Source organism: Blochmannia endosymbiont of Polyrhachis (Hedomyrma) turneri, from assembly GCF_000973505.1.
Taxonomy (GTDB): Bacteria; Pseudomonadota; Gammaproteobacteria; order Enterobacterales; family Enterobacteriaceae; genus Blochmanniella.
In genome coordinates, this window is record NZ_CP010048.1 from 492466 (window position 1) to 516653 (window position 24188).

Genomic DNA, 24188 nt, shown 5'->3' on the forward strand with positions numbered 1-24188 from the left:
TATATTTATTTTTAACTAATCCATATTCAATTATTAATCTAAATCTACATCATACTCATTCTCATTATTAATAATGTAAATATAAATATTTTTATTAAAAAATTTACATTACATGCTTAATATATGAACGAAAAAGTACACATTGTACACAATATTATCAAAAATAAAAACATGATATATATAATTCATGATCGATCCTAAAAACAAAAATTCACAAATATTCACACATAATAATATGTCATTTATTATTTTATTCAAAACATATACAACATATTAATATAAAAATATCTCATTAATAATCTATTAACAAAAAACGTCTTAATTACACTCATAAAATAAACAAACGTATAATTTACAAAAAAAATTTACAAGACTAAATAAATAAAGAATAATGAACATATAACATAGCTACTTAAAAAAAACTAACTACATTATGAATCACTGGATATTAATCTTAAACATCATTATCACTAATAATAAATGTCAATATAAAAATTCGCAAATTATACCTTTTGAAATATAAAATTAAAACTTAATTAAAAACATTATAAATAATATAACTGACTCATGATATTAATATCAATTAAGTGAGTAATATCAAATGAACACAAAAAACCATTCAATAAATAAAAATCTTCCTCGAAATTACAATATATAATGAATTAATAATTTAACACTGACAACAAAGACACGTATCCCAAAAAAACTGACACCTAATTATCAACAATATAAAGTAATTTTTTTACAACAACAAAATAACAACATATTTAAAATTTTTACATTTATATAAAATATAATCAATTCAATACCTCAATATATGAAATTTATGTATGTAAATACAATAACAATTTATAACTTAATATATTGGTTACTCATATTTACATACTGGTTGTTGATTTTAAACATAGTACTGCATATTTTCCTAAAACACAGAACGGTATCTTCATCTATCGCCTGGCTATTAACAATTTACATTTCACCATCAATTGGTATTGTTATATATTTATTATTTGGAGAATTCCACTTTGGCAAACATCGATCTCAACGAATCAAAAAAATATACATTTCTATTGCACACTGGATACAATCTCTTAAATCTCATCAAAATATCTTTTCAACACAAAACAAAAAAAAAATACACCCCCTTTTCCAATTATGTAAGCATCGCCAAGGTATTGGCGCAATTACAGGAAATCATATACAACTAATAAAAAATTTTGACGAAACCATTATTGCTTTAATTCATGATATTACATTAGCACAAAAAAGTATCGATATCATTTTTTATATCTGGCAATCCGGAGGATTAGTCGAACAACTAACCCAAGCGTTAATACAAGCTGCGCAACGGGGCGTTAAATGTCGAATTCTTCTTGATTCTGCTGGCAGTACTAATTTTTTCCATAGCCCATATCCTGACTCGTTAAAAAAATATGGAATAAACATTATAAAAGCATCAGATATTAATATATCACAATTTTTTATACGCCGGGTAGATCTACGACAACATAAAAAAATGATATTAATTGATAATCACATTTCTTATATCGGAAGCATGAACATGGTAGACCCGAGATTCTTTAAACAAAATATCGGTATTGGTCAATGGATTGATATCATGGTACGAATAAATGGCCCAGCCACCCTTGCAATGAAAGTAATTTTTAATTGTGATTGGGAAATAGAAACCGGAGAGCATCTTTTATTACCCCAAATACAACACAATAAAACTGTATCACCATATAAAACAATCACTAATTATAATCTTATTCAAAGCATTGCCTCTGGACCAGGATTTCCTAGAGAAATTATTCATGAAGTATTATTAACATCAATCTACTCAGCACGAAAAAAAATTATAATCACAACCCCATATCTGATTCCTAGCGACAATATTTTATACGCTATTTGTGCTGCTGCACAACGAGGAGTTAAAGTTCATATAATTGTACCAAAAAACAACGATTCTATTTTAGTAAATTGGGCAAGCAAAGCTTTTTTCTATCAACTATTAAAAGCAGGAGTACATATCCATCAGTTTCAACAAGGACTTTTACATACAAAAAGTATTCTCATCGATGAGAAACTAAGCTTAATAGGTACAGCAAACTTAGATACTCGTAGTATATGGTTGAATTTTGAAATTATTGTAGTTATTGATGATAAAAACTTTACTCATGATTTATCCAAACTACAAAAAAGCTATATTTCTTATTCTCAAACAATAAATATTAAAACATGGACACAACGACCGTACTGGCATCGACTGATCGAAAGATTATTTTACTTCTTTAGTCCACTATTATAAATTTTAAGTTAATCTTTAAGTATATAACAAAAAAATACAACGCATCCATATTTTATAATCATGCAATATTCTATCTAATTATATTATCAAAACATTGTATATTAATATATTTCAAACAATTAATAAAAATTTCAATGAATAATATAATTATAACTTATACTTTTTAAAACAACTAAAAATATACAATAATCAAAAATTACATTATCATTAAAAAATACACCTAATACAATAAAAACACTTAATATATTTCAAAAAATTATATATTTTAAACGATTTTCAAATACTAATTATCAATAGTTATTATAATAACCATTACATCATAAAAAATTTACAAAATAAGTAATCAATAATAAATACATCATAATATTGATATACATACATCAATATGTGTTGTTCGATAATGATACTTGTATGTTATTTTATAAATAAATTGTATAACACTGTTATTAAGATATATCAACAAAATATTGATCAAAAAATATACAACTATTAATTAAATACATAATCCACAATATATAAATAATTCAAACATACAACCCTGTCAATTAATAAGAAAACATAAAAATTACTAAAATAATTATTAGTCACGAATAATATACATACGATACACACAATACATAAAGAAACAGAATTAAGTAGTATATATTTTCATAAAATGCCTTCGGCATACCGAAAGATAACAATTCTCTTTACCAATCATGATTTGCTTTCCTGAAAATGTTGTTTTTCCATCAGAATCAAATCGTAAAACACGATTAGCCTTTCGACCACAATAACAAATAGTCTTTAACTCAATTAATTTATCAGCCCAAGCCAATAACCATAAACTCCCAGAAAATAATTCAGCTCGAAAATCAGTACGTAAACCATAACACAAAACAGGAATATCAAGCTGATCAACCACACAACCTAAATCAATAACCTGCTGACGATTAAGAAATTGACATTCATCTATTAATACGCAATGAACAACCTGTTCATTATGTTCAGTAGCTATATCAGAAAAAAAATTTGTATCATCAGTAAATGCTTTTGCATAAGACTTAAGCCCTATACGAGATTGTATTTGTATATAATTTTTATTCACATGACCTGCATTATTATGAACACCATTACCATTGTAATCAAATTTAATATCAAATGCCGTTGTATATATTAAAGTACGCATACCTCTTTCATGATAATTATAAGACGACTGCAACAATGCAGTAGTTTTCCCCGCATTCATGGCAGAATAATAAAAATATAATTTAGCCATACGTTAAACATATACCCTATTTAAACTATAAAATACCAACAATTTTTTATTCTACTGAATAAAAAATATTACTAATAATTTTAAAATATAGTCATAATAATCAACAACATCAATTTTTTTTAAAATTTTAAAAATGAGCACTTAAAGAATATATTTAAAATCACATTTCAAAAAAAATTTACACAACATATCAATGTTGTATAACATTGTATAACATTATTATAACAATATCCATACACAACCATGATTAATTTTTACAAAAATACACTTCAATAATTAATATATATTATTATAAAAAACTTTAAAAAAATTAAATTAATATTTAAATTAACAACCAAAATATAATTTATATTTATTAATTCATGAAGATTTATATACAATATTTTTATATAATTATAGCATTAATGAAAGATATACAAAAACAATTGACGCTTATTTTATTTAAAAGCGTATTCATTTATAATATTCGAGATTAAACTAATGAGCGAAGCACTTAAAATCCTTAATAATATACGCACTCTAAGAGCACAAGCCAGAGAATGTACTTTAGAAACACTAGAAGAAATGTTAGAAAAACTTGAAGTTGTTGTTAATGAACGACGAGAAGAAGATAACCAAGCACAAGCTGAAATTAAAGAACATACTCGTAAATTGCAACAATATCGTGAAATGTTAATTGCCGATGGCATTGACCCCACTGAATTATTACAATCAATGAACACAACAAAAGCTATCAGTAGAAATAAACGTGCAATACGTCCTGCTAAATATCAATATGTCGATGAACAAGGAGAAATAAAAACATGGACAGGACAAGGACGAACACCTGCAATAATTAAAAAAGCTATTGATAAAGACAATAAAACACTAGAAGATTTTTTACTATAATTTCACTATAAAATACTGTTACTTATTATAATACGCAGCAGCCTGCTGACATATAGCAGGCTAATAGTTTTAAATTTATCTATTAAATAATAATTTTTTACAATATTTACATATTAACCAAATTTAACTACAATATAATATATTATCTACCTCTATAATATAATATATAATATAATATATTATCTACATAATATTCTGTATCTTATCCATAAATAACTAAATTATAACCCCAAATAATAAATCATTATTTACACATCCATCTACTAAAACATCCACAATAAATAACATTTTGCACACCAATAACACAATACTAAACATACACATTACAATTTAATAAACAAGATTATTAACAAAGATGTTTATTTAATATAATACCTAAATCATTTATTACAATTCTTCTATTTTTCTAGAATTTACTAAAATTCCACCATGATACTCAAAATACCAATTAAGAAATTTTTTTACTCCATGTATTATGGATGTTTTCGGTTTAAATTTAATCACTTGATATAAATCGGTAAGTTCATCAGAACAAGTCTCCAACACATCTCCAAATTGCATTGGTAACAAATTCTTTTTAGCAGTAACCCCAAGTAATTGTTCCAACATTTTAATAAGAGTAGTTAACTCAATAGAATCACTATTAGCTACATTATAAACACAATACGGCACTAAAAAAGAAGGTTTTAAATTACCATTTTTAGAATTATAAATATCATCACACCCATTAGGAACATTATTTTGAATACGAATAACAACTTCAACAACATCATCAATAAAAGTAAATGAACGCTTCATATGACCATAATTATAAATATTTATATTTTTACCAGACAATATAGATTTAGTAAACTTAAAAATCGCCATATCTGGACGCCCCCAAGGCCCATAAACAGTAAATAATCGTAAACCAGTAGTAGGTAATCGATATAAATAAGAATAAGTATAAGACATTAATTCATTAGTTCTCTTAGTAACACCATATAGAGAAACAGGATGATTTACAGCATCAAAAGTAGAAAATGGTAATTTATAATTTGATCCATACACTGAACTAGAAGAAGCATAAATCAAATGATTAATCTTTTGCAACCGAGATGCTTCAAGAATATTAAGATAACCAATTATATTAGAAGTTGCATATATCATAGGATTTTTCAAAGAATGACGTACCCCAGCTTGCGCGCCAAAATGAATTACCCTATCAATTTTTTCAAGAAAAAAAATATTTTTAATAGCACGCTCATCAGTTAAATCGCATTTATAAAAAACAAAGTTATCATACATTTTTAAAATTTTTAAACGGGCTAATTTCAATGTGATATCATAATAATTATTCAAATTATCTATACCAATAACATCATAACCTTCAATCAACAATCGCTTACTAACATGATAGCCAATAAAACCAGCATTACCGGTTACTAAAAATCTCACTTACCCCCCTTTATTTCTACAAATGAATACAAGACATACCACGACCAATTCCATAATACACAAACCCACAACTACAAAGATATTCGGGATCATACAAATTTCGCCCATCAAAAATTACAGGATTTTTCAACATAGATTTTATCATATTAAAATCCGGCTGGATAAAATCATCCCATTCTGTACAAATAATTAATGCATCAGCATTATGTAACACACTTTCTTTAGTTTTAAAAAAACATAAATCATCCCGTTCACCATATATCGCACGCATTACATTCATTGCTTGAGGATCATATGCCTTAATTTTAGCTCCTGCTTTCCACAAAGATTCGATCAACACTCTACTAGATGCAAAACTAACATCATCTGTCCCCGGTTTAAATGATAAACCCCATAACGCAAATACCCTATCACGCAAATCTAAACCAAAATAATTTTGTATTAAAACTAATAATTTATATTTCTGATAATCATTAATCTGTTCTACCACTTTTAACAATCTTGGAACATAACCAAATTGTACAGAATGAAAAATTAATGATTGTATATCCTTTGAAAAACAAGATCCACCATATCCACAACCTGGAGCAATAAAAAAATTCCCTATACGAGAATCTGAAGCTATCCCTTGACGAACTTTTTCAATATCCGCTCCGAATATTTCAGCCAAATTAGCAATTTCATTAATAAAACTGATCTTTGTAGCTAACATACAATTAGCAGCATACTTTGTTAATTCAGCACTATTAGTATCCATAAATATCATAACATTTTTTTTGAAATTAAAAGGTCCATATAATTCATATAGTAAATCAATCACATAATTATTGTTACAGTCATTCACTCCTAAAATAACACGTTCAGGATACATACAATTAAAAATAGCTGAACCTTCCGTTAAAAATTCTGGGTTAGAAACAACATCAAAAGATAAATCATTACCCCTTAATTTTAATTGTTTACAAATAAAATCGCCTACTTTATCAACTGTACCTACAGGCACTGTAGATTTCACTAAAATTAATTTATATTGACTCATGTATTTAGCTATAACTCGCGCTACTGAAAAAATTTGTTGCACATCAACAAAACCACTTTCAGTTAACGGGGTGTTAACTGCAACTAATTGAACCACTCCATAATTAACAGCATATTCAACATCAATAGTAAAACTTAAACGACCAATATCATAATTTTTCTTCATCAAAAATTCTAATCCTACTTCATAAAATGGCATTATCCCATTTTTAATATTTTCAACTTTATACTGATTCGAATCAAAACACATCACCTCATGTCCAACTTCCGCTAACACAACGCCCTGCACTAAACCAACATGACCAATACCAAAAATTGTAATTTTCATTCCATTATTCCACAATAAATATCCCTAAAATATAAAATCAACCTGTTAAATATCAATTAAAATTATATTTATACTTTACTAACCACCAAATTATATTAAATAACATTGTTTTTTAACCACAGTTTAAATTTTTCACCTAATTGCTTATGTTTTAAACCATAATCAACAAAAGCCTGCATATAACCAAATTTATCACCACAATCATAGCTAAGACCTTTTAAACAATATGCTTCTACCACTTCTTGCTTTATAAGCATAGCAATAGCATCCGTTAATTGAATTTCATTACCTACCCCAGGTTCAGTTTTCTTCAATAATGACCAAATACTAGAAGACAAGACATAACGCCCAACCATAGATAAATTAGAAAACAAAAAATTGACATTTGGCTTTTCTACCACTTCTAAAATTTTAATACTATTTCCTGGTTTTAAGTTATCCTTTCTACAATTAACTACACCATAACTTTTAATATCCGATACATATTTGACTAAAATTTGGCTATAACCTGTTTGAGAAAAACGATCAAGCATTGCAGAAAGATTATCAGTTTGCACATTAGATTGATAATTATTTATGATTACATCAGGTAAAACAATTGCTACCGGTTCATTACCAACCAAAGGATGAGCACATGAAATTGCATGTCCTAAACCACGTGTAAAACCCTGACGAACCTGCATAATTGTTACATTAGGGGGACAAATCTCTTGAATTTCTGACAATAATTGACGTTTGACGCGTTTCTCTAATATTGTCTCTAATTCAAAACTTGTATCAAAATGATTTTCAATAGAATTTTTAGATGAATGCGTTACTAAAATAATCTTATAAATTCCAGAAGTAATACACTCATTAACTACAAATTGTATTAATGGTGTATCTACTAATGGAAGCATTTCTTTCGGAATCGCCTTAGTTGCCGGCAACATACGAGTCCCTAATCCAGCAACTGGAATCACTGCTTTTTCCACTTTACACGAAAGAGTAGACATGCAACACCTCTTAATTATAATGAAATGTCTTTATTGTAAATACATAAAATATCATACAAAATCAAAAAAATTATTTAATACAACAAGCATAGCATATAATAACAAACACACCATTAATCTACTACTTACAATTTTTAAAAACTGCGGAAATATTTTATCAAAAAAAATTTCAAAACATATTTATTGTTCTAAAAACTAACAAAATCTTGTTTATATATTAACAATATTTGTGATACAATTTAATTTTTAACTCAAAATAAATTTGCATGTGCCAAGTATTCAAACATTAGTACACATTAATAAATTTAATAAATAATAATACTGTAGATTTAAGATACATAACCTAGTACCATTAGCTCTAAAAAAATAAAAATTTACAATGAAAATTATTTCTTTTAACGTGAATGGATTACGAGCACGATTACATCAATTGCACACACTTATTACACACTTTCAACCAGATGTTATAGCTCTACAAGAAACAAAAGTACACGATCATGATTTTCCAACAGAAATATTTTTACAATATGGATACAACGTTTACTGTTATGGAAAAAAACAATACCATGGTGTTGCTTTACTCACTCGTCAAAAATTATTAAAAATACAACGGGGATTATCTGATGATAATCAAATAACAAAACAGCGAATTATTATAGGTAATATTTCCACTAAAATAGGAACAGTTACAATTATAAACGGATATTTTCCTCAAGGAGGAAATGTTAATCATCCTACAAAATTCATACATAAAAAATTATTTTATCAAAATTTACAACACTATATTAAAAAAAATTATCATTCTAATTCTTTATTATTTGTTATGGGTGATATGAACATTAGCCCTGGAAACCTTGACATAGGTTTCGATAAAAAAGACCAAAACATTTGGTTACAGCAAGGAAAATGTTCATTTTTACCGGAAGAACAAAAATGGATCAATCAATTAATACGCTGGGGGCTAATAGATGTTTTTCGATATATTCATCCAAGGAATAATCACAGATGTTATACATGGTTTGATTATCGATCAAACAATTTTAAAATAAATAAAGGTTTACGCATTGATTTATTATTAGCAACACATCCACTAACTATACACTGTCAAAACATTAATATTCAATATGAAATTAGAGCTATGCAAAAACCTTCTGATCATGTTCCAATTCTAGCAGAATTCAAAATATGATAAATAATACGATACTGTTTATTCATTGTACAAAATAATTAATTAATAATGAAAAAATTAACAAAAACTAATAAAATATTAATACAACATAATTATTTAACTTAGCTTGTAAATTTAAAATAATATTCTAATAATATAATTAAACTAATAATACATTAACTTACCACTAACACAATATATTCTCATAATTTATCTATATAATCATGGAAATTATATGTACACAGTATGGCAAATTACTATACAAATTATTAAACAATCTTTTAAAATACTAAATTATCTCCGTATATTAATCACTAATTTACTATTCCTAATAACAATTATTAGTATTATAGGAATAGTTTTATATCTGAAAAAAACATATGATAAACCTCCAATAAAAGGAGCGTTAATTATGGACATTGCTGGAAATATCGTGGATCAACCAGCAGTGTATAACAAAATTCAACAATTAAAATATGACATATTTAAACTATCGAAAAATAAAATACAAGAAAACTCATTGTTTGCTATCGCCGATATTTTACGTCAAGCAAAAAATGATGAAAATATCACAGGACTCATACTGTCATTAAAAAATTTATCATATGTTGATCAAACATCTTTAGAATATATCGGAAAAATCTTATACGAATTTCGAAACTCTGGAAAACCAATTTATGCTATCGGTGATTATTACACGCAAACCCAATATTTTCTCGCCAGTTATGCTAATAAAATTTATCTTACCCCTAATGGTTCAATTGACTTACACGGCATGGCTACAAATAAATTATATTTCAAACAATTATTAGATAAATTAAAAATTGACAGCCATATTTTTCGAGTAGGAAAATATAAATCCGCGGTTGAACCATTTTTAAGAAATAACATGTCCGAAGAAGCTAAAGATATAGATAAATACTGGATTAATCAAATATGGAAAAACTACCTAAATACTGTATCCTATAATAGAGGAATTAATCCGGAACAATTATTTCCAGGCGCAAAAAAATTCTTGCACGATTTAAATAATTTCAATGGTGATTATTCTCAATATGCACTGCACAACAAATTAATTGACGTCATTGCTTCTAACACTAGCATAGAAGACATTATGAAAAAAAAATTTGGGTGGAACAAAAAAGATAATACATTTAATTCGGTCAGTATATATGAATATCCATTAAGATCATCAAAAGCAAAAGAACACAATAACCAAATTGCAGTTATTATAGCTAACGGAACAATTATAGATGGAGAAGATACATCAGGATCAATAGGCGGTGACAGCATAACAGAAAAAATCAAACACGCTAGATTAAATCCAAAAATAAAAGCTCTTATTTTACGAATAAACAGTCCAGGTGGTAGTTTTAGTGCCTCCGAACTAATTCGATCAGAACTAATAGCCATGCGTGAATCTAAAAAACCAATAGTTATATCCATGGGAGGAATAGCTGCATCCGGGGGATATTGGATATCAACACCAGCTAATATCATTATAGCTAACAATAATACATTGACTGGTTCAATCGGTATTTTTGGAATAATCAATACCTTTGAAAAGGTCCTCAATAATTTCGGGATATACAATGATGGAGTAACGACTTCACCATTAGTTAACATAGGAATTAATAAAACATTATCACCAGAATATATACAAATGATACAAATCAACATTAATAAATCATATGACTATTTTATTACTACTGTGGCTCAATCACGACATATAACACCAAATACTATAAGTGAAATCACACAAGGACAAATTTTTACTGGAACAGATGCTTTAAAATATAGATTAATAGATTATATAGGCGATTTCGATTGTGCAATAGAAAAAGCCGCCGCACTTGCTAATTTAAAAATATATCAATTGAATTGGTATATTGAACAACCAAAAATACTTGATATCATATTACTTCACATTATGGATATATTTCAAAATATGTTTCTTCAAACAAATTTTTCTAGCTATAAACATTTAACGCCAACAATCATTAATAGTAATACGTTACAACAATTTATTCCAAATAAAATTAACACAAAATTCACATGGAATGACCCCAATCATTGTTATGCATTAGCCATTATTGCGTAAACCAAAACATTATACATTCAATAGATAAAAATGCAAAATAGTATGTTCAATTAACTATAACTGATAAACTACGCTATGCTTAAAAATTTAATGCACACATTACCGTTTTTATAATTAAATTTTATTGATAAAAATTATTTTTTTAATTATATTATTTGTTGCACAGTTTTATTACAAAATCATTCAACAATACCAAAATGACGAATAGTGCGGTATCTGTATTATTATAAAATAACATAGTACTCACGCCACCTTCAAAAAAACAGTGATTTTTATAATACTTCAACATTGAAATATATTTTTAAATAATACAAAAGATTACATGTAGATCACATAAAAATAGAATAAAATATAGCAATTCAAAATAATAATGGAACAAAAATATGAAAATTAAAATTGGAATTAACGGATTCGGACGAATTGGACGTGTAATACTACGAGAATCACAACACAGAGAGAACATTGATGTCACAGCTATTAACGATATACTAGATATTAATCAGATTGCATATATGCTAAAATACGATTCAACACATGGAAAATTCAACGGAACAATCAATACAAAAAACAACTATCTAATAATTAACAATAAACCAATACATTACACATCAGAAAAAAACCCAAAAAAATTGCAATGGAAAAATCTTAACGTTGACGTCGTAATTGAAGCAACAGGAATATTTCTAACATATGAACAAGCCCATCATCATATAATAGCCGGAGCTAAAAAAGTAGTATTAACAGGACCTTCTAAAGATAACACGCCAATGTTTGTAATGGGTGTCAATGAAAATTTATACAAAAATGAAAAAATAATATCTAATGCATCATGTACAACAAATTGTCTAGCACCATTAGCTAAAACTATCAATGATAATTTTGGCATTATAGAAGGATTAATGACAACTGTACATGCAACAACTGCAACACAAAAAACAGTAGACTCACCTGGAAAAGACGATTGGAGAAGTGGGCGAGGTGCTTATCAAAACATTATTCCATCCTCTACTGGCGCTGCAAAAGCAGTGGGTAAAATAATAAAAGAACTTGACGGAAAATTAACAGGTATATCCTTCCGAGTACCAATAGCTAATGTTTCTGTTGTAGATTTAACGGTACGTTTAAAACAAAATGCCTCATATAAAAATATTTGTGATTGCATAAAAAATGCATCACAAGGACATCTAAAAGGGATCATGGGATATACAGATGAGGATGTAGTGTCTAGCGATTTTAATGGAGAAACATTAACATCAGTTTTTGATGCCAAGGCTAGTATTCTGTTAAATGAACGATTTGTAAAACTAATAGCATGGTACGATAATGAAACTGGATACTCTAATAAAGTATTGGACTTAATAACCCATATCATGAAGTAAAATTACAATTATAATAACACATGTTCTATTTCATATTTTATAGAAATACAATATAAAATACGCAATAAAAAAATATCAATATTATACACAAATATATAACTATGTAACTATTATTACAATATATGATAAAATATTCAAATAACAGTATTAACACGTTCATTATAGCAATCATTATGTATTATTAATATCATTAAATACATTAACTAATAAAACTATAAATACTAATATTATTGTTATACATAATCACATATATGATAAATACGATAGTGTTTTATTTTTTTAAAAAACGACAAGTCTGGTTATTATTAATGACCAGTGCATTAATACTAGAATCAATTGCACTGTATATCCAACACATAACTTTATTAAAACCTTGCGTTCTCTGCATCTACCAACGATGCGCATTGTTCGGAATCATACTAACCGGACTATTTATAATTATGACACCATCATATGCTATATTTAGAATAATTGGACTATTAACCTGGATATATAGCGCCTGGCAAGGGTTATTCTTAGCAAAAAAACAAAACGATATACATCTACACCCTTCTCCATTCACCACATGCGATCTTTTTGTACAATTTCCAACATGGTTACCGCTAGATACATGGATACCTTCTATTTTCTACGCTTATGGAGACTGCACGGAAAACAAATGGTTTTTTTTAACACTAGATATGTCACAATGGATGATTATTATTTTTTTTATTTATCTCATTATTCCCACTATACCGTTGATACTATATATTATACATATACTATCTAAAGATAAATTAAAATGACAAACACATCACATAACAACAATAATAATAAACAATACCTAAATAAATTATTTTGATTCCAAAAAATCAACATTTATTGGTATCACAAAAACAATAACATTGCTAGAATTATACGAATTACAACAATGTCATAAAAAAATAACTTAAACATACTTCACACCATTTATACGAAAATATATTCATTATATATAATATACATTACATAACATCTTCACTAAAAATGATTGCCAAAAATTTAATACATCTACAAATAAGCAATTTTAATTTACCAGTAATTCACATTATTAATGCAACATCACACAATGATATAGAAAATACAATAAAAAAAAACATGCAAGAAACACGTGATTTTCTAAAATACACACCAGTTGTCATTAATGTAGCTAATCTTACCCATAAAAATAATTGGGAAAAACTATATCAATCTATATTAGAAACAAAACTATATGTAATAGGAGCATGTTCTTGTAACGATAACAAATTAAAAAAAATAATCATAAAAAGCGGATTACCTATACTAACTGAAAACATATTATCACAACACCATTCATTATATAATTCTCAAAAAAAACTAATAAAACAAATAAAAAACACAAATAACAACACACAACTAATACACACCCCAATACGATCCGGACAACAAATTTATGCACGTAACAGAGATTTAATTATCATCAATGATGTAAGTGCTGGAGCCGAAATTATTGCAGACGGAAATATTCATATTTATGGTATAATGCGCGGTCGAATATTGGCGGGCGCATCAGGTAATACAACATGTCAAATTTTCTGTACACAATTTTTTCCCGAACTCATATCTATTGACGGAAATTACTGGATAGGTGATCAAATTCCAAAAAAATTTATGGGAAAATCAGTTAGAGTTAGCCTACAAAATAACACATTAATTATTCATTCTTTATAATAATTCATCTAACATTTAACAACAACAGGAATGCATTTTTTTTATGACACGAATAATAGTTATTACCTCAGGTAAAGGAGGAGTAGGAAAAACAACATCAAGTGCTGCTATTGCCACTGGATTAGCCCGAAAGGGAAAAAAAACAGCGGTAATTGATTTTGATATTGGTCTACGTAATCTCGACTTAATTATGGGATGTGAAAGACGGGTGGTATATGACTTCATAAATGTTATACATGGAGATGCTAATTTAAACCAAGCACTGATTAAAGATAAACATACCGAAAAACTATATATCTTACCAGCTTCACAAACACGAGATAAGAACGCTTTAACACACGCTGGAATAAAACAAGTACTTAAAACACTCAATCAAATGGAATTTGAATTTATAGTATGTGACTCCCCAGCAGGCATTGAAACAGGAGCACTTATGGCGCTATATTTTGCTGATGAAGCAATTATCATTACCAATCCAGAAATCTCTTCAGTACATGATTCAGATCGAATCCTGGGTATTTTATCTTCTAAATCACAGCGCGCTGAAAATAACAACACAGACACAATTAAAGAACACCTGCTACTTACCCGTTATGATCCAACCCGGGTTAATCAAGGAGATATGCTAAGTATGGAAGATGTAGTTGATGTTTTAAAAATTCCTTTATTAGGGGTAATCCCAGAAGACCAAGCAGTACTAAAAGCATCCAACCAAGGGACTCCAATTATCCTTGACACAAAATCAAATGCAGGACAAGCATATTTAGATATGGTAGACCGCCTTTTAGGAAAAGAAAGACCGTTAAGATTTATTAAAGAAAAAAAACAAGGATTCTTAAAACGATTTTTTAGGAGATAATGCAATGTATTTAATAAGCTTGTTGATGATACGCAAAAAAACACCCGCTAACATCGCTAAACAACGATTAAAAACTATCGTTACTAAACAACGATTATTAAACAATCAAATCCCCAACTATCTTCCTCAACTAAAACGCGATATACTCAATGTAGTATGCAAATATACACAAATTAACTCCAAAACAATCTCAATGCAATTCGAAAAAAAAAATGACAACACATCTAGACTGGAACTGAATATCATTTTAAACGAACAAAAAAAATAATACTTATCACGAAGTACGATGTTATCCAACATACCTAATAAATATTTTAAAATCTCTCAATATAAAATATACTAACATTCTAGTTAACATTAAAGACCTATATATGCCAAATGACACTATTGCAGAAAATAACAGTTATCATAACCTCTTTGATCTAAAATACACCGGTTCTACTTGATCCACAGAAAGTATATCACCATTCTTCCAACTTTCTACAGCAATTGATAACATGTCTTTTGCTAATGGAAATAGTATTTTTCTTGTACTAATTTGCAATATGCTCTTAGAGAGCAAAACTGGATACTCCCAACCTTGACCAACTAAAACCCATTCTCCACGTAACTTAGAAATTAATATTAACATATCCTCAATCGTAACAATCGATTCAGTATCTTTCCCTAACCACAAATCATCAATTTCATCACGATGATAACATGCTAAATATAATTCCCCTAATCCAGCGCCAATAACCGCCAATACTTGAGGTGCTTGAATTAATCTCCAAATACCTTGAGCTAAAACCTCTAAACTAGATACTTCTATTAATGGCAAATTGGCTCCTAATGCTAACCCTTGAGCTAAACTTATTCCAATACGAACACCTACAAAACTACCAGGACCCCGACAAACAACCAAACAATCAAGTGATTGTAATGTACAATCAGCCTCTAACAATAAACAATCTATCATTGACAAAATATTTTTCTCATGTTGATACGGTATTAATATACAACGCTCAGTAATAATACCATCAATTAACAATGCTACCGAACACATTGCTGTAGAAGTGTTAAATGCTAACATCTTAAGAGACAACATATTTAAAAACCAACTTAATTAACTAACATGTATCAAATAATAATTAATCTATATAATTTATAAAAAATACATTAAATACATACTAATAAATACAACTTAATCAATTTCAATAAATTATATTAAAAAACAAAATACTAATTCTTCATCGTTAAAACAATAAAAAACATTAAAAAATTATTAAAAAATCATAAAATAATTTATTTTTAATGCTATCACCTTTAAAAACTTATCTTTAATATCAATTTCTTATATACTAATATTTATTATAATACATTTATTATGATACTATATCTATTATAGTTTATAATTATTATAATAAATAAATTATTATAATAAATATATGTACTCAATACGATTCTTCACAATAAAATATTGACTACTGTAATAAAAATTTATAGTATTATTTAATAATCACATTTAAACTAAATACATTGCTCTACAAAAAATTATACAATTTATTTATCAACATATTTAATACAATGTTTTTTAGACAATTCCCATATCACAAAAATGCTATATTAGACTTTTTTATTCCATTGTCCAATAAACCTTGGGCTATGTTACTCCATTCTGGATACAGTAAACATAAAGATGCTAGATTTGATATCTTAGTAGCCTCTCCAAATACAACATTAACAACAACGCAAGGAATCACTATAATTCATAATAAAAATAAAAATTACTATAAAAAAAGTAATAATGACCCATTTTTTTTGTTAAAAAAAGAAATTGAACTCTCTAATATGCAATCTACTACAAACCCACAATTACCATTCCAAGGAGGATATGTAGGAATATTTGGATACGACCTAATACGAAACATTGAAAATCTACCAAAAATAGCAAAGAAAGATATCAATCTTCCAGATATGGCAATCGGACTATATCGTTGGGCAATTATTGCAGATCACAAATATCATACATTACAATTAATTAGTCACGATGAACCCAATGAACTAATAATTTGGCTTAATAATTTGATTCATTCATTTTACAAAGATTCATTTACACTTAAAGGTCCATGGATAAGTAATATCACTCGAAATGAATATAGTAAAAAATTTCATATAATACATAAACATTTAAAAGAAGGTAACTGCTATCAAATATGCCTTTCACAACGTTTCTCTGCACCATACATCGGAAATGAATGGATTGCTTTCGAACATTTATTAAGACATAATTATGCACCATTCTCAGCATTTATTCGATTGCCTGATCAAGTTATACTTAGTTTATCGCCCGAAAGATTTTTATGTTTACAAAACTCAAATATTAAAACCCAACCAATCAAAGGCACAATATCTAGATCACAAAATCATAAAATAGATGATCAATATAAAAAATATTTGGCTAATTCAAACAAAAATAAAGCAGAAAATCTTATGATTGTTGATTTACTGCGCAATGATATTGGGCGAGTGGCAATACCCGGTAGTATTCAAGTCCAAAAACTATTTGAAATCCAAACATTTCCAAGTGTTCATCATATGGTAAGCACAATTACGGGACAACTCAATAGCATTCATTCTGCGTATGACCTGTTACGTGCTTGCTTTCCTGGAGGATCAATTACTGGTGCACCTAAAATAACAGCCATGAAAATTATTGAAGAACTAGAACCACATAGACGAAATGCTTGGTCTGGAAGTATAGGCTATATAAGCTGTTGTGGGAATATGGATACTAATATTGCTATACGCACACTGTTAGCTGAAAACAATACACTTTTCTGTTCAGTAGGTAGCGGAATAACATTCGATAGCCAGGAAAAAACAGAATATCAAGAAATGATCACTAAAGTATCCACATTGTTACCATTGTTAAATACTCCAATAATATTTTCTACAAATAAAATTAACACATCTAACTAAACAATTATATTCAATAACATTTATCAATATAATTATTACAATACGCCTCACACAAATATTAATATACACAACCAACTATTAAGCACCATAATACACAATAATTTTCAACTACAAGTTTCCACTTATTTACTACTGCTCATTTAAATAATTAGATGATAAATGTTTAATAATAACTAATTCAATTCGATATTTTGACATCTTCTGAATAGTAAATTTCCAATTATTAATCATTATAACATCTCCTTCTATAGGAATATATTCACATTGAGATAATAATAAACCTGCTAAAGATACAATATTATCACATCCAGATACTAAATCTTGAGTATGTAAAGCTTGTTGTAAAGAATGAAGATCTGTACTTCCTTTTGCTCTCCAACCTTCTTCAACAATTTCAATTTCTGGAGTTTCATCTTCATCAGGAAACTCACCTGCTATGGCTTCTAAAACATCTAAAGGAGTTACCAAACCTTGAATAACTCCAAACTCATTAGAAACCATTACCATACTACCTTTCGCGCGACGCAATTCTCCGAGTAAATTTAATACATCCAATGTTTCTGGCACTACAATTGCAGAATTTCCTGATGCATAAACACCCACCTGATCACCATTGGCTATAGCCGCCATTAAATCCTTGGCGCGAACAACACCAATCAATTGATCTAACTCACCATTACACACAGGAAACATGTTATGAGGAGTATCCATTAACTTAGAATATAATTCCTCTACTGGTCTTTTACAATCCAACCAAGAAATCTCATTTCTGGGAGTCATAATACTACGTAAAGTTCGTGAAGATAAAGATAACACACCAGTAATCATATGCCGTTCCTCTTCAGCAAAATGTACCGTATTATATGATTTATCAGAAGATAAATTTTCATTTTGAAAAACATGGTTCGCAACATGCCCCCCCATTAATCGAATAATTGCAGAAGCAGCACGCTCACGCATAGACTGCATTGATTGCTGATTTTTAACAAAATTAGCGTGAGCAATTTGATTAAAAAATTCAATTAAAATAGAAAAACCAATAGCAGTATACAAATATCCCTGAGGAATATGAAAACCAATACCCTCACTGATCAAACTTAATCCAATCATTAACAAAAAACTCAAACATAATACCACTACAGTTTGATGTGAATTTACAAAATTACTTAATGAACGAAACGTTAATAACATAATAGTTATAGCAATAATAACAGCAAGCATCATAATAAATAAATGATTTACCATGCCCACAGCTGTTATAATTGCATCAAGAGAAAAAATAGCATCAAAAATAACAATTTGTGTTACAACCACCCAAAATTTATTATGTCCCAAAGTAGCATTACCATTTACTGAACGATTTTCTACTCTTTCATGTAATTCAATTGTTGCTTTAAATAAAAGAAAAGTACCACCAAACAATAAAATCAAATCACGACCAGAAAAACAGAATGAACCAAAAGAAAATAATGGCCGAGTTAATGTCACCATCCAAAACATCAAAGATAATAAAGTAAGACGAAAAATTAATGCTAATATTAATCCAAGAACACGCGCATGATCACGCTGCTTTTCAGGTAATTTATTAGATAATATTATAATAAAAACTAAATTATCAATACCAAGAACAATTTCTAATATTACTAATGTAAACAATCCCACCCACACCGTAGGATCTATTAAAAACTCCATAATAAGCTCCATACATAAAATACATGTATCATTTTATAATTTATTTTTCACTAAAAAATATATCAAAATGACATATATTTCAAAAATCACATTTACAAAAACAATAAAAATACATATAACGTAATACAAATTTAATATTTATAATCTCATATTTTATAAATTAAAAATTGCTGTATGGTATAGTCATTAAATATTAAAATTATTGTATCAAAAAAAATCATACAGACATCTAAAAACCATATATAATAGATACAAATTGGCATAACAAAATTAATTCTAAACAACACTTCCAGTAATAATATACATAATTACAACCTTTTATAAAAACTAAGGAATCACCAATGGATATTGCTATCATTATTGGCACTCATGGTTCAGCAAGCGAACAACTACTTAAAACAACAGAAATGATTCTAGGTAAACAAGATAATGTTGCCTGTACGGATTTTTTCCCTGGAGAAAACACAGAAACACTTATTAATAAATATAACACACACATTCTTAAACTTAAAACACAATCTGGATTGTTATTTCTAGTAGATCTTTGGGGAGGCAGCCCATTCAATGCCGCTCAACAAATAATTATTGGAAAAAAAAATTGCGACATTGTTACTGGAGTAAATATTCCTATGTTAACAGAAATATTTATGGCACAAGAAGATCATTTATCACTAAAAAAATTAGTTCAAATAGCAATTAATAATGGAAAAGCTGGCATAAAAAATATCAATCATAAAAATACTCATACTGTTACTTCTGTCGAAAGTACAGATGAAAAAGTAAAATACAATCACAATATAAATCAACATATGACAATCGAATTAGCAAGAATTGATGACAGATTAATTCATGGACAAATAGTAACTCAATGGACAAAAGCAAGTAAAATTCAACGCATTATTGTAATTAATGATGAAGTTGCTAATGATACAATCAGAAAAACACTACTTACCCAAGTTGCTCCACCAGGAATTACTGCACATGTTATCAGTATATCAAAAGCCATACGCGTATATAATAATCCAAAATATGCACAAGATCGTGTTATGTTATTATTCACTAATCCTACAGATGTTGTACGATTAATTGAAGGAGGAGTAAAAATACATTCTGTTAATATTGGAGGAATGGCATACCAAAAAGAAAAAATACAAATTAACAATGCCATATCAGTCAATCAAGAAGATATTAATTCATTCAAAAAACTTAATGAATATGGAGTAACATTGGAAATACGAAAAATATCATCCGATACACCATTAAATATGATGGATTTAATTAAAAAACTAAAAAAATAAAAAAACCAATCATTATTTTATTTATTAAATACATTCAAATATAATTAATTTTGTCAAATAATAATTTAATAAAAAAATATACAGTAAAAATATACCAATAATCATAAATATATATTGTTTGTAATTATTAAAAATATAAATATTGTTAACATTAATATCAATCATAAATAAATTAGGATATAAACACACATTTAGGATGTAAACACATATGGAAATTAATACAATTCAACTTATATTATTATTTATTGTTTCTTGTATCGTAGGAATGGGTTCAATACTAGATGAATTTCAATCTCACCGGCCACTAATTGCATGCACATTAATTGGATTAATTTTAGGAGATACAATAACTGGCGTCATGATTGGAGGTACATTAGAAATGATTGCGTTGGGATGGATGAACATCGGTGCAGCTGTAGCACCAGATGCTGCTTTAGCATCAATTATTTCTACCATTTTAGTAATTGCCGGTAAACAAAATATAGGTGCTGGAATTGCACTGGCAATTCCTTTAGCCGCAGCTGGACAAGTTTTAACTATTATAGTACGCACAATTACTGTAGCGTTTCAACATGCTGCTGATAATGCTGCCGAAAAATGTAATTTAAATCTTGTAAATTGGATTCATATTGCAGCATTAATGTTACAAGCTATGAGAATTGCTATTCCATCAACTATTGTTGGAATTTCTGTAGGAACAGAAACAGTACAACATATATTTAATTCAATTCCTGAAGTTATTACTAACGGATTGAACATCGCTGGAGGCATGATAGTTGTCGTAGGTTATGCTATGGTTATTAATATGATGCGAACAGGATATCTAATGCCATTTTTCTATTTAGGTTTTGTTACTACAGCGTTCACTAATTTTAATCTAGTGGCACTAGGAGCCATTGGGATAATTATGGCCATGCTTTATATTCAATTATCTCCAGAACATAATCAAAAAAAATATGCTCTCAAAAACAGCATAAATGATCCTGTTAATAAAAATACAATAGACAATGAACTAGACTAACCAATAATAAAATAACATAGAAGGATTTTAATAATGAACTACGATCTTAAAAAAACTAATGAAAAAAAATTAACAACTAATGACATTAGAGCAGTATTTATTCGATCAAATTTATTTCAGGGATCTTGGAATTTCGAACGTATGCAAGCATTGGGATTTTGTTTTTCTATGATACCAGTTATTAAACGTTTATATCCCCAAAATAATAAAGACAAGCAAGACGCTATCAAAAGACATCTAGAATTTTTTAACACCCATCCTTATGCAGTTGCCCCAATTTTAGGCGTCACAATGGCTATGGAAGAACAACGTGCTAACGGTTCACAAATAGACAATGCTGCAATTAATGGATTAAAAATTGGACTAATGGGACCACTTGCTGGAGTAGGTGACCCCATATTTTGGGGGACAATACGACCAATTTTTGCTGCTTTAGGTGCAGGAATTGCAATGACTGGAAATATATTAGGACCATTAATTTTTTTTATACCATTTAATTGTGTTCGTTTAATTACTCGTTATTACGGTATAAGTTATGGGTACAATAAAGGAATTAGTATTATTCATGATATAAAAAGCGGGGTCTTAAAAAAAATTACAGAAGGTTCATCAATTTTAGGATTATTTATCATGGGAGCATTAGTAAATAAATGGACTCACGTTAATATTCCTTGTGTATTATCAGAAACAATTGATAATCAAGGCAATGCTACAACTATCACGTTACAATCTATTTTTGATCAATTAATGCCGGGATTTATACCTTTATTATTAACATTTACCTGTATGTGGTTATTACGAAAAAAAATAAATGCTTTGTGGATAATCATGGGTTTTTTTGGAATTAGTATTTTTGGTTACTGGATTGGTATTTTCGGATTATAACTTTCAATCGATTTTTTTTATAAAAATAAAAACCGGCTATTTATTACATGCACATAATAGCCAGTTTTTATCTTGCCTATGTTGATATAAATACAAAATTACAGTAAAAAATACTATGAAAACATTAACTAACTGTTTCCTTCATTTCATCTAATGAAACAAAAGACAATTAAACAATATTAATTATTATATTCTCTCACTTATAAGGCTACTACATTAACAGCTGATGGACCTTTTTGACCATCCTGTACTTCAAATTCCACACTCTGTCCTTCAGATAAAGTTTTAAAACCATTGCCTTGAATAGCAGAAAAATGCACAAACACATCTTTACTGCCATCTGCAGGAGTAATAAAACCAAAACCCTTAGACTCATTAAACCACTTAACTTGACCTTTAATTTTTGCCATCTTATTTCCTTTGAAGCGTTTTAATTGTATCAAAACAATACAGAAGACAAACCGTGGACTATCACGTTTCTAAAATATTCAAATAAGATAATAACATTATTTCACAACACAATATATTATTTTTTTACTAAATGTTCCACGTGCATCATACTGAATCATACCTCGGTTTACCTAAAATTACATTTTTGATTACTACTATTATTTAATAATTACAATTTTGAAATTGTTATAAGTTTTTTAAAAAATTAAGAAACACTTATCACAAAGACACATATAACACAAAAAAAGATAATTCTCAATATAGAAATTCATATTTTTTCTAATATTTTTAAAGTTTTAATCTTTAAAACTATAAAATATAACAATCAAATATATTTATTAGTTAATTGTTGAAAAACATACTTAGTTTATAAAATACAACAACATACAACAATTTAAAAAAATAGCAACAA

The 24188-nt window shown here is 28.0% G+C and carries 20 protein-coding genes; 13 read left to right on the forward strand and 7 right to left on the reverse strand.

What is annotated here, in order from left to right; genetic code table 11:
- Window positions 1–826 precede the first annotated feature (826 nt).
- Entirely contained in the window at window positions 827–2308 is a 1482-nt protein-coding gene (gene cls, locus BTURN675_RS02090) for a cardiolipin synthase (protein WP_046288892.1), read from the forward strand.
- A gap of 631 nt (window positions 2309–2939) precedes the next feature.
- Here the strand turns inward: cls and BTURN675_RS02095 are convergent.
- Window positions 2940–3566: a thymidine kinase gene (locus BTURN675_RS02095; RefSeq protein ID WP_046288893.1), complete on the reverse strand. Its 627-nt coding sequence runs from the start codon at window positions 3564–3566 to the stop codon at window positions 2940–2942.
- A 480-nt stretch (window positions 3567–4046) separates the two neighbouring features.
- On the opposite strand from BTURN675_RS02095, the gene hns reads away from it, so the two are divergent.
- Complete coding sequence (hns, locus tag BTURN675_RS02100; RefSeq protein WP_046288894.1) at window positions 4047–4454, forward strand: histone-like nucleoid-structuring protein H-NS; 408 nt, start codon at window positions 4047–4049, stop codon at window positions 4452–4454.
- A gap of 387 nt (window positions 4455–4841) precedes the next feature.
- Here the strand turns inward: hns and BTURN675_RS02105 are convergent, their stop codons facing one another.
- The 3 genes from BTURN675_RS02105 to galU all read right to left on the reverse strand — a co-directional run bounded on the left by BTURN675_RS02105 (window position 4842) and on the right by galU (window position 8252).
- Window positions 4842–5891 carry an NAD-dependent epimerase/dehydratase family protein gene (locus BTURN675_RS02105; protein WP_046288895.1) on the reverse strand — a complete coding sequence of 350 codons (1050 nt, stop codon included), beginning with the start codon at window positions 5889–5891 and terminating at the stop codon, window positions 4842–4844.
- A gap of 16 nt (window positions 5892–5907) precedes the next feature.
- A complete protein-coding gene (locus BTURN675_RS02110) occupies window positions 5908–7257 on the reverse strand; it encodes a UDP-glucose dehydrogenase family protein (RefSeq protein ID WP_046288896.1) in 1350 nt (449 codons plus the stop codon).
- 95 nt (window positions 7258–7352) lie between these two features.
- Window positions 7353–8252, reverse strand: coding sequence for a UTP--glucose-1-phosphate uridylyltransferase GalU (galU, locus tag BTURN675_RS02115; protein WP_046288897.1), 900 nt, complete (start codon window positions 8250–8252; stop codon window positions 7353–7355).
- A 379-nt stretch (window positions 8253–8631) separates the two neighbouring features.
- Here galU and xthA point away from each other — a divergent pair, with 379 nt between their 5' ends.
- From xthA to minE, 7 genes are all read left to right on the forward strand, one after another.
- Entirely contained in the window at window positions 8632–9441 is an 810-nt protein-coding gene (xthA, locus tag BTURN675_RS02120) for an exodeoxyribonuclease III (RefSeq protein ID WP_046288898.1), read from the forward strand.
- Between the two features lie 214 nt (window positions 9442–9655).
- Complete coding sequence (gene sppA, locus BTURN675_RS02125) at window positions 9656–11521, forward strand: signal peptide peptidase SppA (protein WP_046288899.1); 1866 nt, start codon at window positions 9656–9658, stop codon at window positions 11519–11521.
- Window positions 11522–11904: 383 nt separating this feature from the next.
- Window positions 11905–12900: a type I glyceraldehyde-3-phosphate dehydrogenase gene (gene gap / locus BTURN675_RS02130; RefSeq protein WP_046288900.1), complete on the forward strand. Its 996-nt coding sequence runs from the start codon at window positions 11905–11907 to the stop codon at window positions 12898–12900.
- A gap of 251 nt (window positions 12901–13151) precedes the next feature.
- The gene (gene dsbB / locus BTURN675_RS02135; RefSeq protein ID WP_046288901.1) at window positions 13152–13685 is read left to right on the forward strand and encodes a disulfide bond formation protein DsbB; all 534 of its coding nucleotides are present in this window, start codon (window positions 13152–13154) and stop codon (window positions 13683–13685) included.
- Between the two features lie 220 nt (window positions 13686–13905).
- Entirely contained in the window at window positions 13906–14610 is a 705-nt protein-coding gene (minC, locus tag BTURN675_RS02140) for a septum site-determining protein MinC (RefSeq protein ID WP_046288902.1), read from the forward strand.
- Between the two features lie 43 nt (window positions 14611–14653).
- Entirely contained in the window at window positions 14654–15469 is an 816-nt protein-coding gene (gene minD / locus BTURN675_RS02145) for a septum site-determining protein MinD (RefSeq protein WP_046288903.1), read from the forward strand.
- Between the two features lie 4 nt (window positions 15470–15473).
- Window positions 15474–15737, forward strand: coding sequence for a cell division topological specificity factor MinE (gene minE / locus BTURN675_RS03225; RefSeq protein ID WP_071840778.1), 264 nt, complete (start codon window positions 15474–15476; stop codon window positions 15735–15737).
- 138 nt (window positions 15738–15875) lie between these two features.
- Here the strand turns inward: minE and tsaB are convergent, their stop codons facing one another.
- Window positions 15876–16556 (reverse strand): tRNA (adenosine(37)-N6)-threonylcarbamoyltransferase complex dimerization subunit type 1 TsaB, encoded by a 681-nt coding sequence (gene tsaB, locus BTURN675_RS02150; RefSeq protein WP_082086684.1) that lies wholly within the window; start codon window positions 16554–16556, stop codon window positions 15876–15878.
- Between the two features lie 479 nt (window positions 16557–17035).
- On the opposite strand from tsaB, the gene pabB reads away from it, so the two are divergent.
- The gene (gene pabB / locus BTURN675_RS02155; protein ID WP_046288904.1) at window positions 17036–18430 is read left to right on the forward strand and encodes an aminodeoxychorismate synthase component I; all 1395 of its coding nucleotides are present in this window, start codon (window positions 17036–17038) and stop codon (window positions 18428–18430) included.
- A gap of 129 nt (window positions 18431–18559) precedes the next feature.
- Here pabB and BTURN675_RS02160 read toward each other — a convergent pair whose 3' ends face one another.
- The gene (locus tag BTURN675_RS02160; protein ID WP_046288905.1) at window positions 18560–20122 is read right to left on the reverse strand and encodes a TerC family protein; all 1563 of its coding nucleotides are present in this window, start codon (window positions 20120–20122) and stop codon (window positions 18560–18562) included.
- A gap of 341 nt (window positions 20123–20463) precedes the next feature.
- Here BTURN675_RS02160 and manX point away from each other — a divergent pair, with 341 nt between their 5' ends.
- The 3 genes from manX to BTURN675_RS02175 all read left to right on the forward strand — a co-directional run bounded on the left by manX (window position 20464) and on the right by BTURN675_RS02175 (window position 23326).
- A complete protein-coding gene (manX, locus tag BTURN675_RS02165) occupies window positions 20464–21420 on the forward strand; it encodes a PTS mannose transporter subunit IIAB (RefSeq protein WP_046288906.1) in 957 nt (318 codons plus the stop codon).
- A gap of 208 nt (window positions 21421–21628) precedes the next feature.
- A complete protein-coding gene (locus tag BTURN675_RS02170) occupies window positions 21629–22441 on the forward strand; it encodes a PTS mannose/fructose/sorbose transporter subunit IIC (protein ID WP_046288907.1) in 813 nt (270 codons plus the stop codon).
- Window positions 22442–22474: 33 nt separating this feature from the next.
- The gene (locus tag BTURN675_RS02175) at window positions 22475–23326 is read left to right on the forward strand and encodes a PTS mannose transporter subunit IID (RefSeq protein ID WP_046288908.1); all 852 of its coding nucleotides are present in this window, start codon (window positions 22475–22477) and stop codon (window positions 23324–23326) included.
- Window positions 23327–23526: 200 nt separating this feature from the next.
- On the opposite strand, the gene cspE is transcribed toward BTURN675_RS02175, so the two are convergent.
- The gene (gene cspE, locus BTURN675_RS02180) at window positions 23527–23736 is read right to left on the reverse strand and encodes a transcription antiterminator/RNA stability regulator CspE (protein WP_046288909.1); all 210 of its coding nucleotides are present in this window, start codon (window positions 23734–23736) and stop codon (window positions 23527–23529) included.
- Window positions 23737–24188 lie beyond the last annotated feature (452 nt).

Coding starts and splice junctions, on each gene's coding strand:
- cls (WP_046288892.1), top strand. CDS start 827: ATGTATGTAAATACAATAACAATTTATAACTTAATATATTGGTTACTC.
- BTURN675_RS02095 (WP_046288893.1), bottom strand. CDS start 3,566: ATGGCTAAATTATATTTTTATTATTCTGCCATGAATGCGGGGAAAACT.
- hns (WP_046288894.1), top strand. CDS start 4,047: ATGAGCGAAGCACTTAAAATCCTTAATAATATACGCACTCTAAGAGCA.
- BTURN675_RS02110 (WP_046288896.1), bottom strand. CDS start 7,257: ATGAAAATTACAATTTTTGGTATTGGTCATGTTGGTTTAGTGCAGGGC.
- galU (WP_046288897.1), bottom strand. CDS start 8,252: ATGTCTACTCTTTCGTGTAAAGTGGAAAAAGCAGTGATTCCAGTTGCT.
- xthA (WP_046288898.1), top strand. CDS start 8,632: ATGAAAATTATTTCTTTTAACGTGAATGGATTACGAGCACGATTACAT.
- sppA (WP_046288899.1), top strand. CDS start 9,656: ATGTACACAGTATGGCAAATTACTATACAAATTATTAAACAATCTTTT.
- gap (WP_046288900.1), top strand. CDS start 11,905: ATGAAAATTAAAATTGGAATTAACGGATTCGGACGAATTGGACGTGTA.
- dsbB (WP_046288901.1), top strand. CDS start 13,152: ATGATAAATACGATAGTGTTTTATTTTTTTAAAAAACGACAAGTCTGG.
- minC (WP_046288902.1), top strand. CDS start 13,906: ATGATTGCCAAAAATTTAATACATCTACAAATAAGCAATTTTAATTTA.
- minD (WP_046288903.1), top strand. CDS start 14,654: ATGACACGAATAATAGTTATTACCTCAGGTAAAGGAGGAGTAGGAAAA.
- minE (WP_071840778.1), top strand. CDS start 15,474: ATGTATTTAATAAGCTTGTTGATGATACGCAAAAAAACACCCGCTAAC.
- tsaB (WP_082086684.1), bottom strand. CDS start 16,556: ATGTTGTCTCTTAAGATGTTAGCATTTAACACTTCTACAGCAATGTGT.
- pabB (WP_046288904.1), top strand. CDS start 17,036: ATGTTTTTTAGACAATTCCCATATCACAAAAATGCTATATTAGACTTT.
- BTURN675_RS02160 (WP_046288905.1), bottom strand. CDS start 20,122: ATGGAGTTTTTAATAGATCCTACGGTGTGGGTGGGATTGTTTACATTA.
- manX (WP_046288906.1), top strand. CDS start 20,464: ATGGATATTGCTATCATTATTGGCACTCATGGTTCAGCAAGCGAACAA.
- BTURN675_RS02170 (WP_046288907.1), top strand. CDS start 21,629: ATGGAAATTAATACAATTCAACTTATATTATTATTTATTGTTTCTTGT.
- BTURN675_RS02175 (WP_046288908.1), top strand. CDS start 22,475: ATGAACTACGATCTTAAAAAAACTAATGAAAAAAAATTAACAACTAAT.
- cspE (WP_046288909.1), bottom strand. CDS start 23,736: ATGGCAAAAATTAAAGGTCAAGTTAAGTGGTTTAATGAGTCTAAGGGT.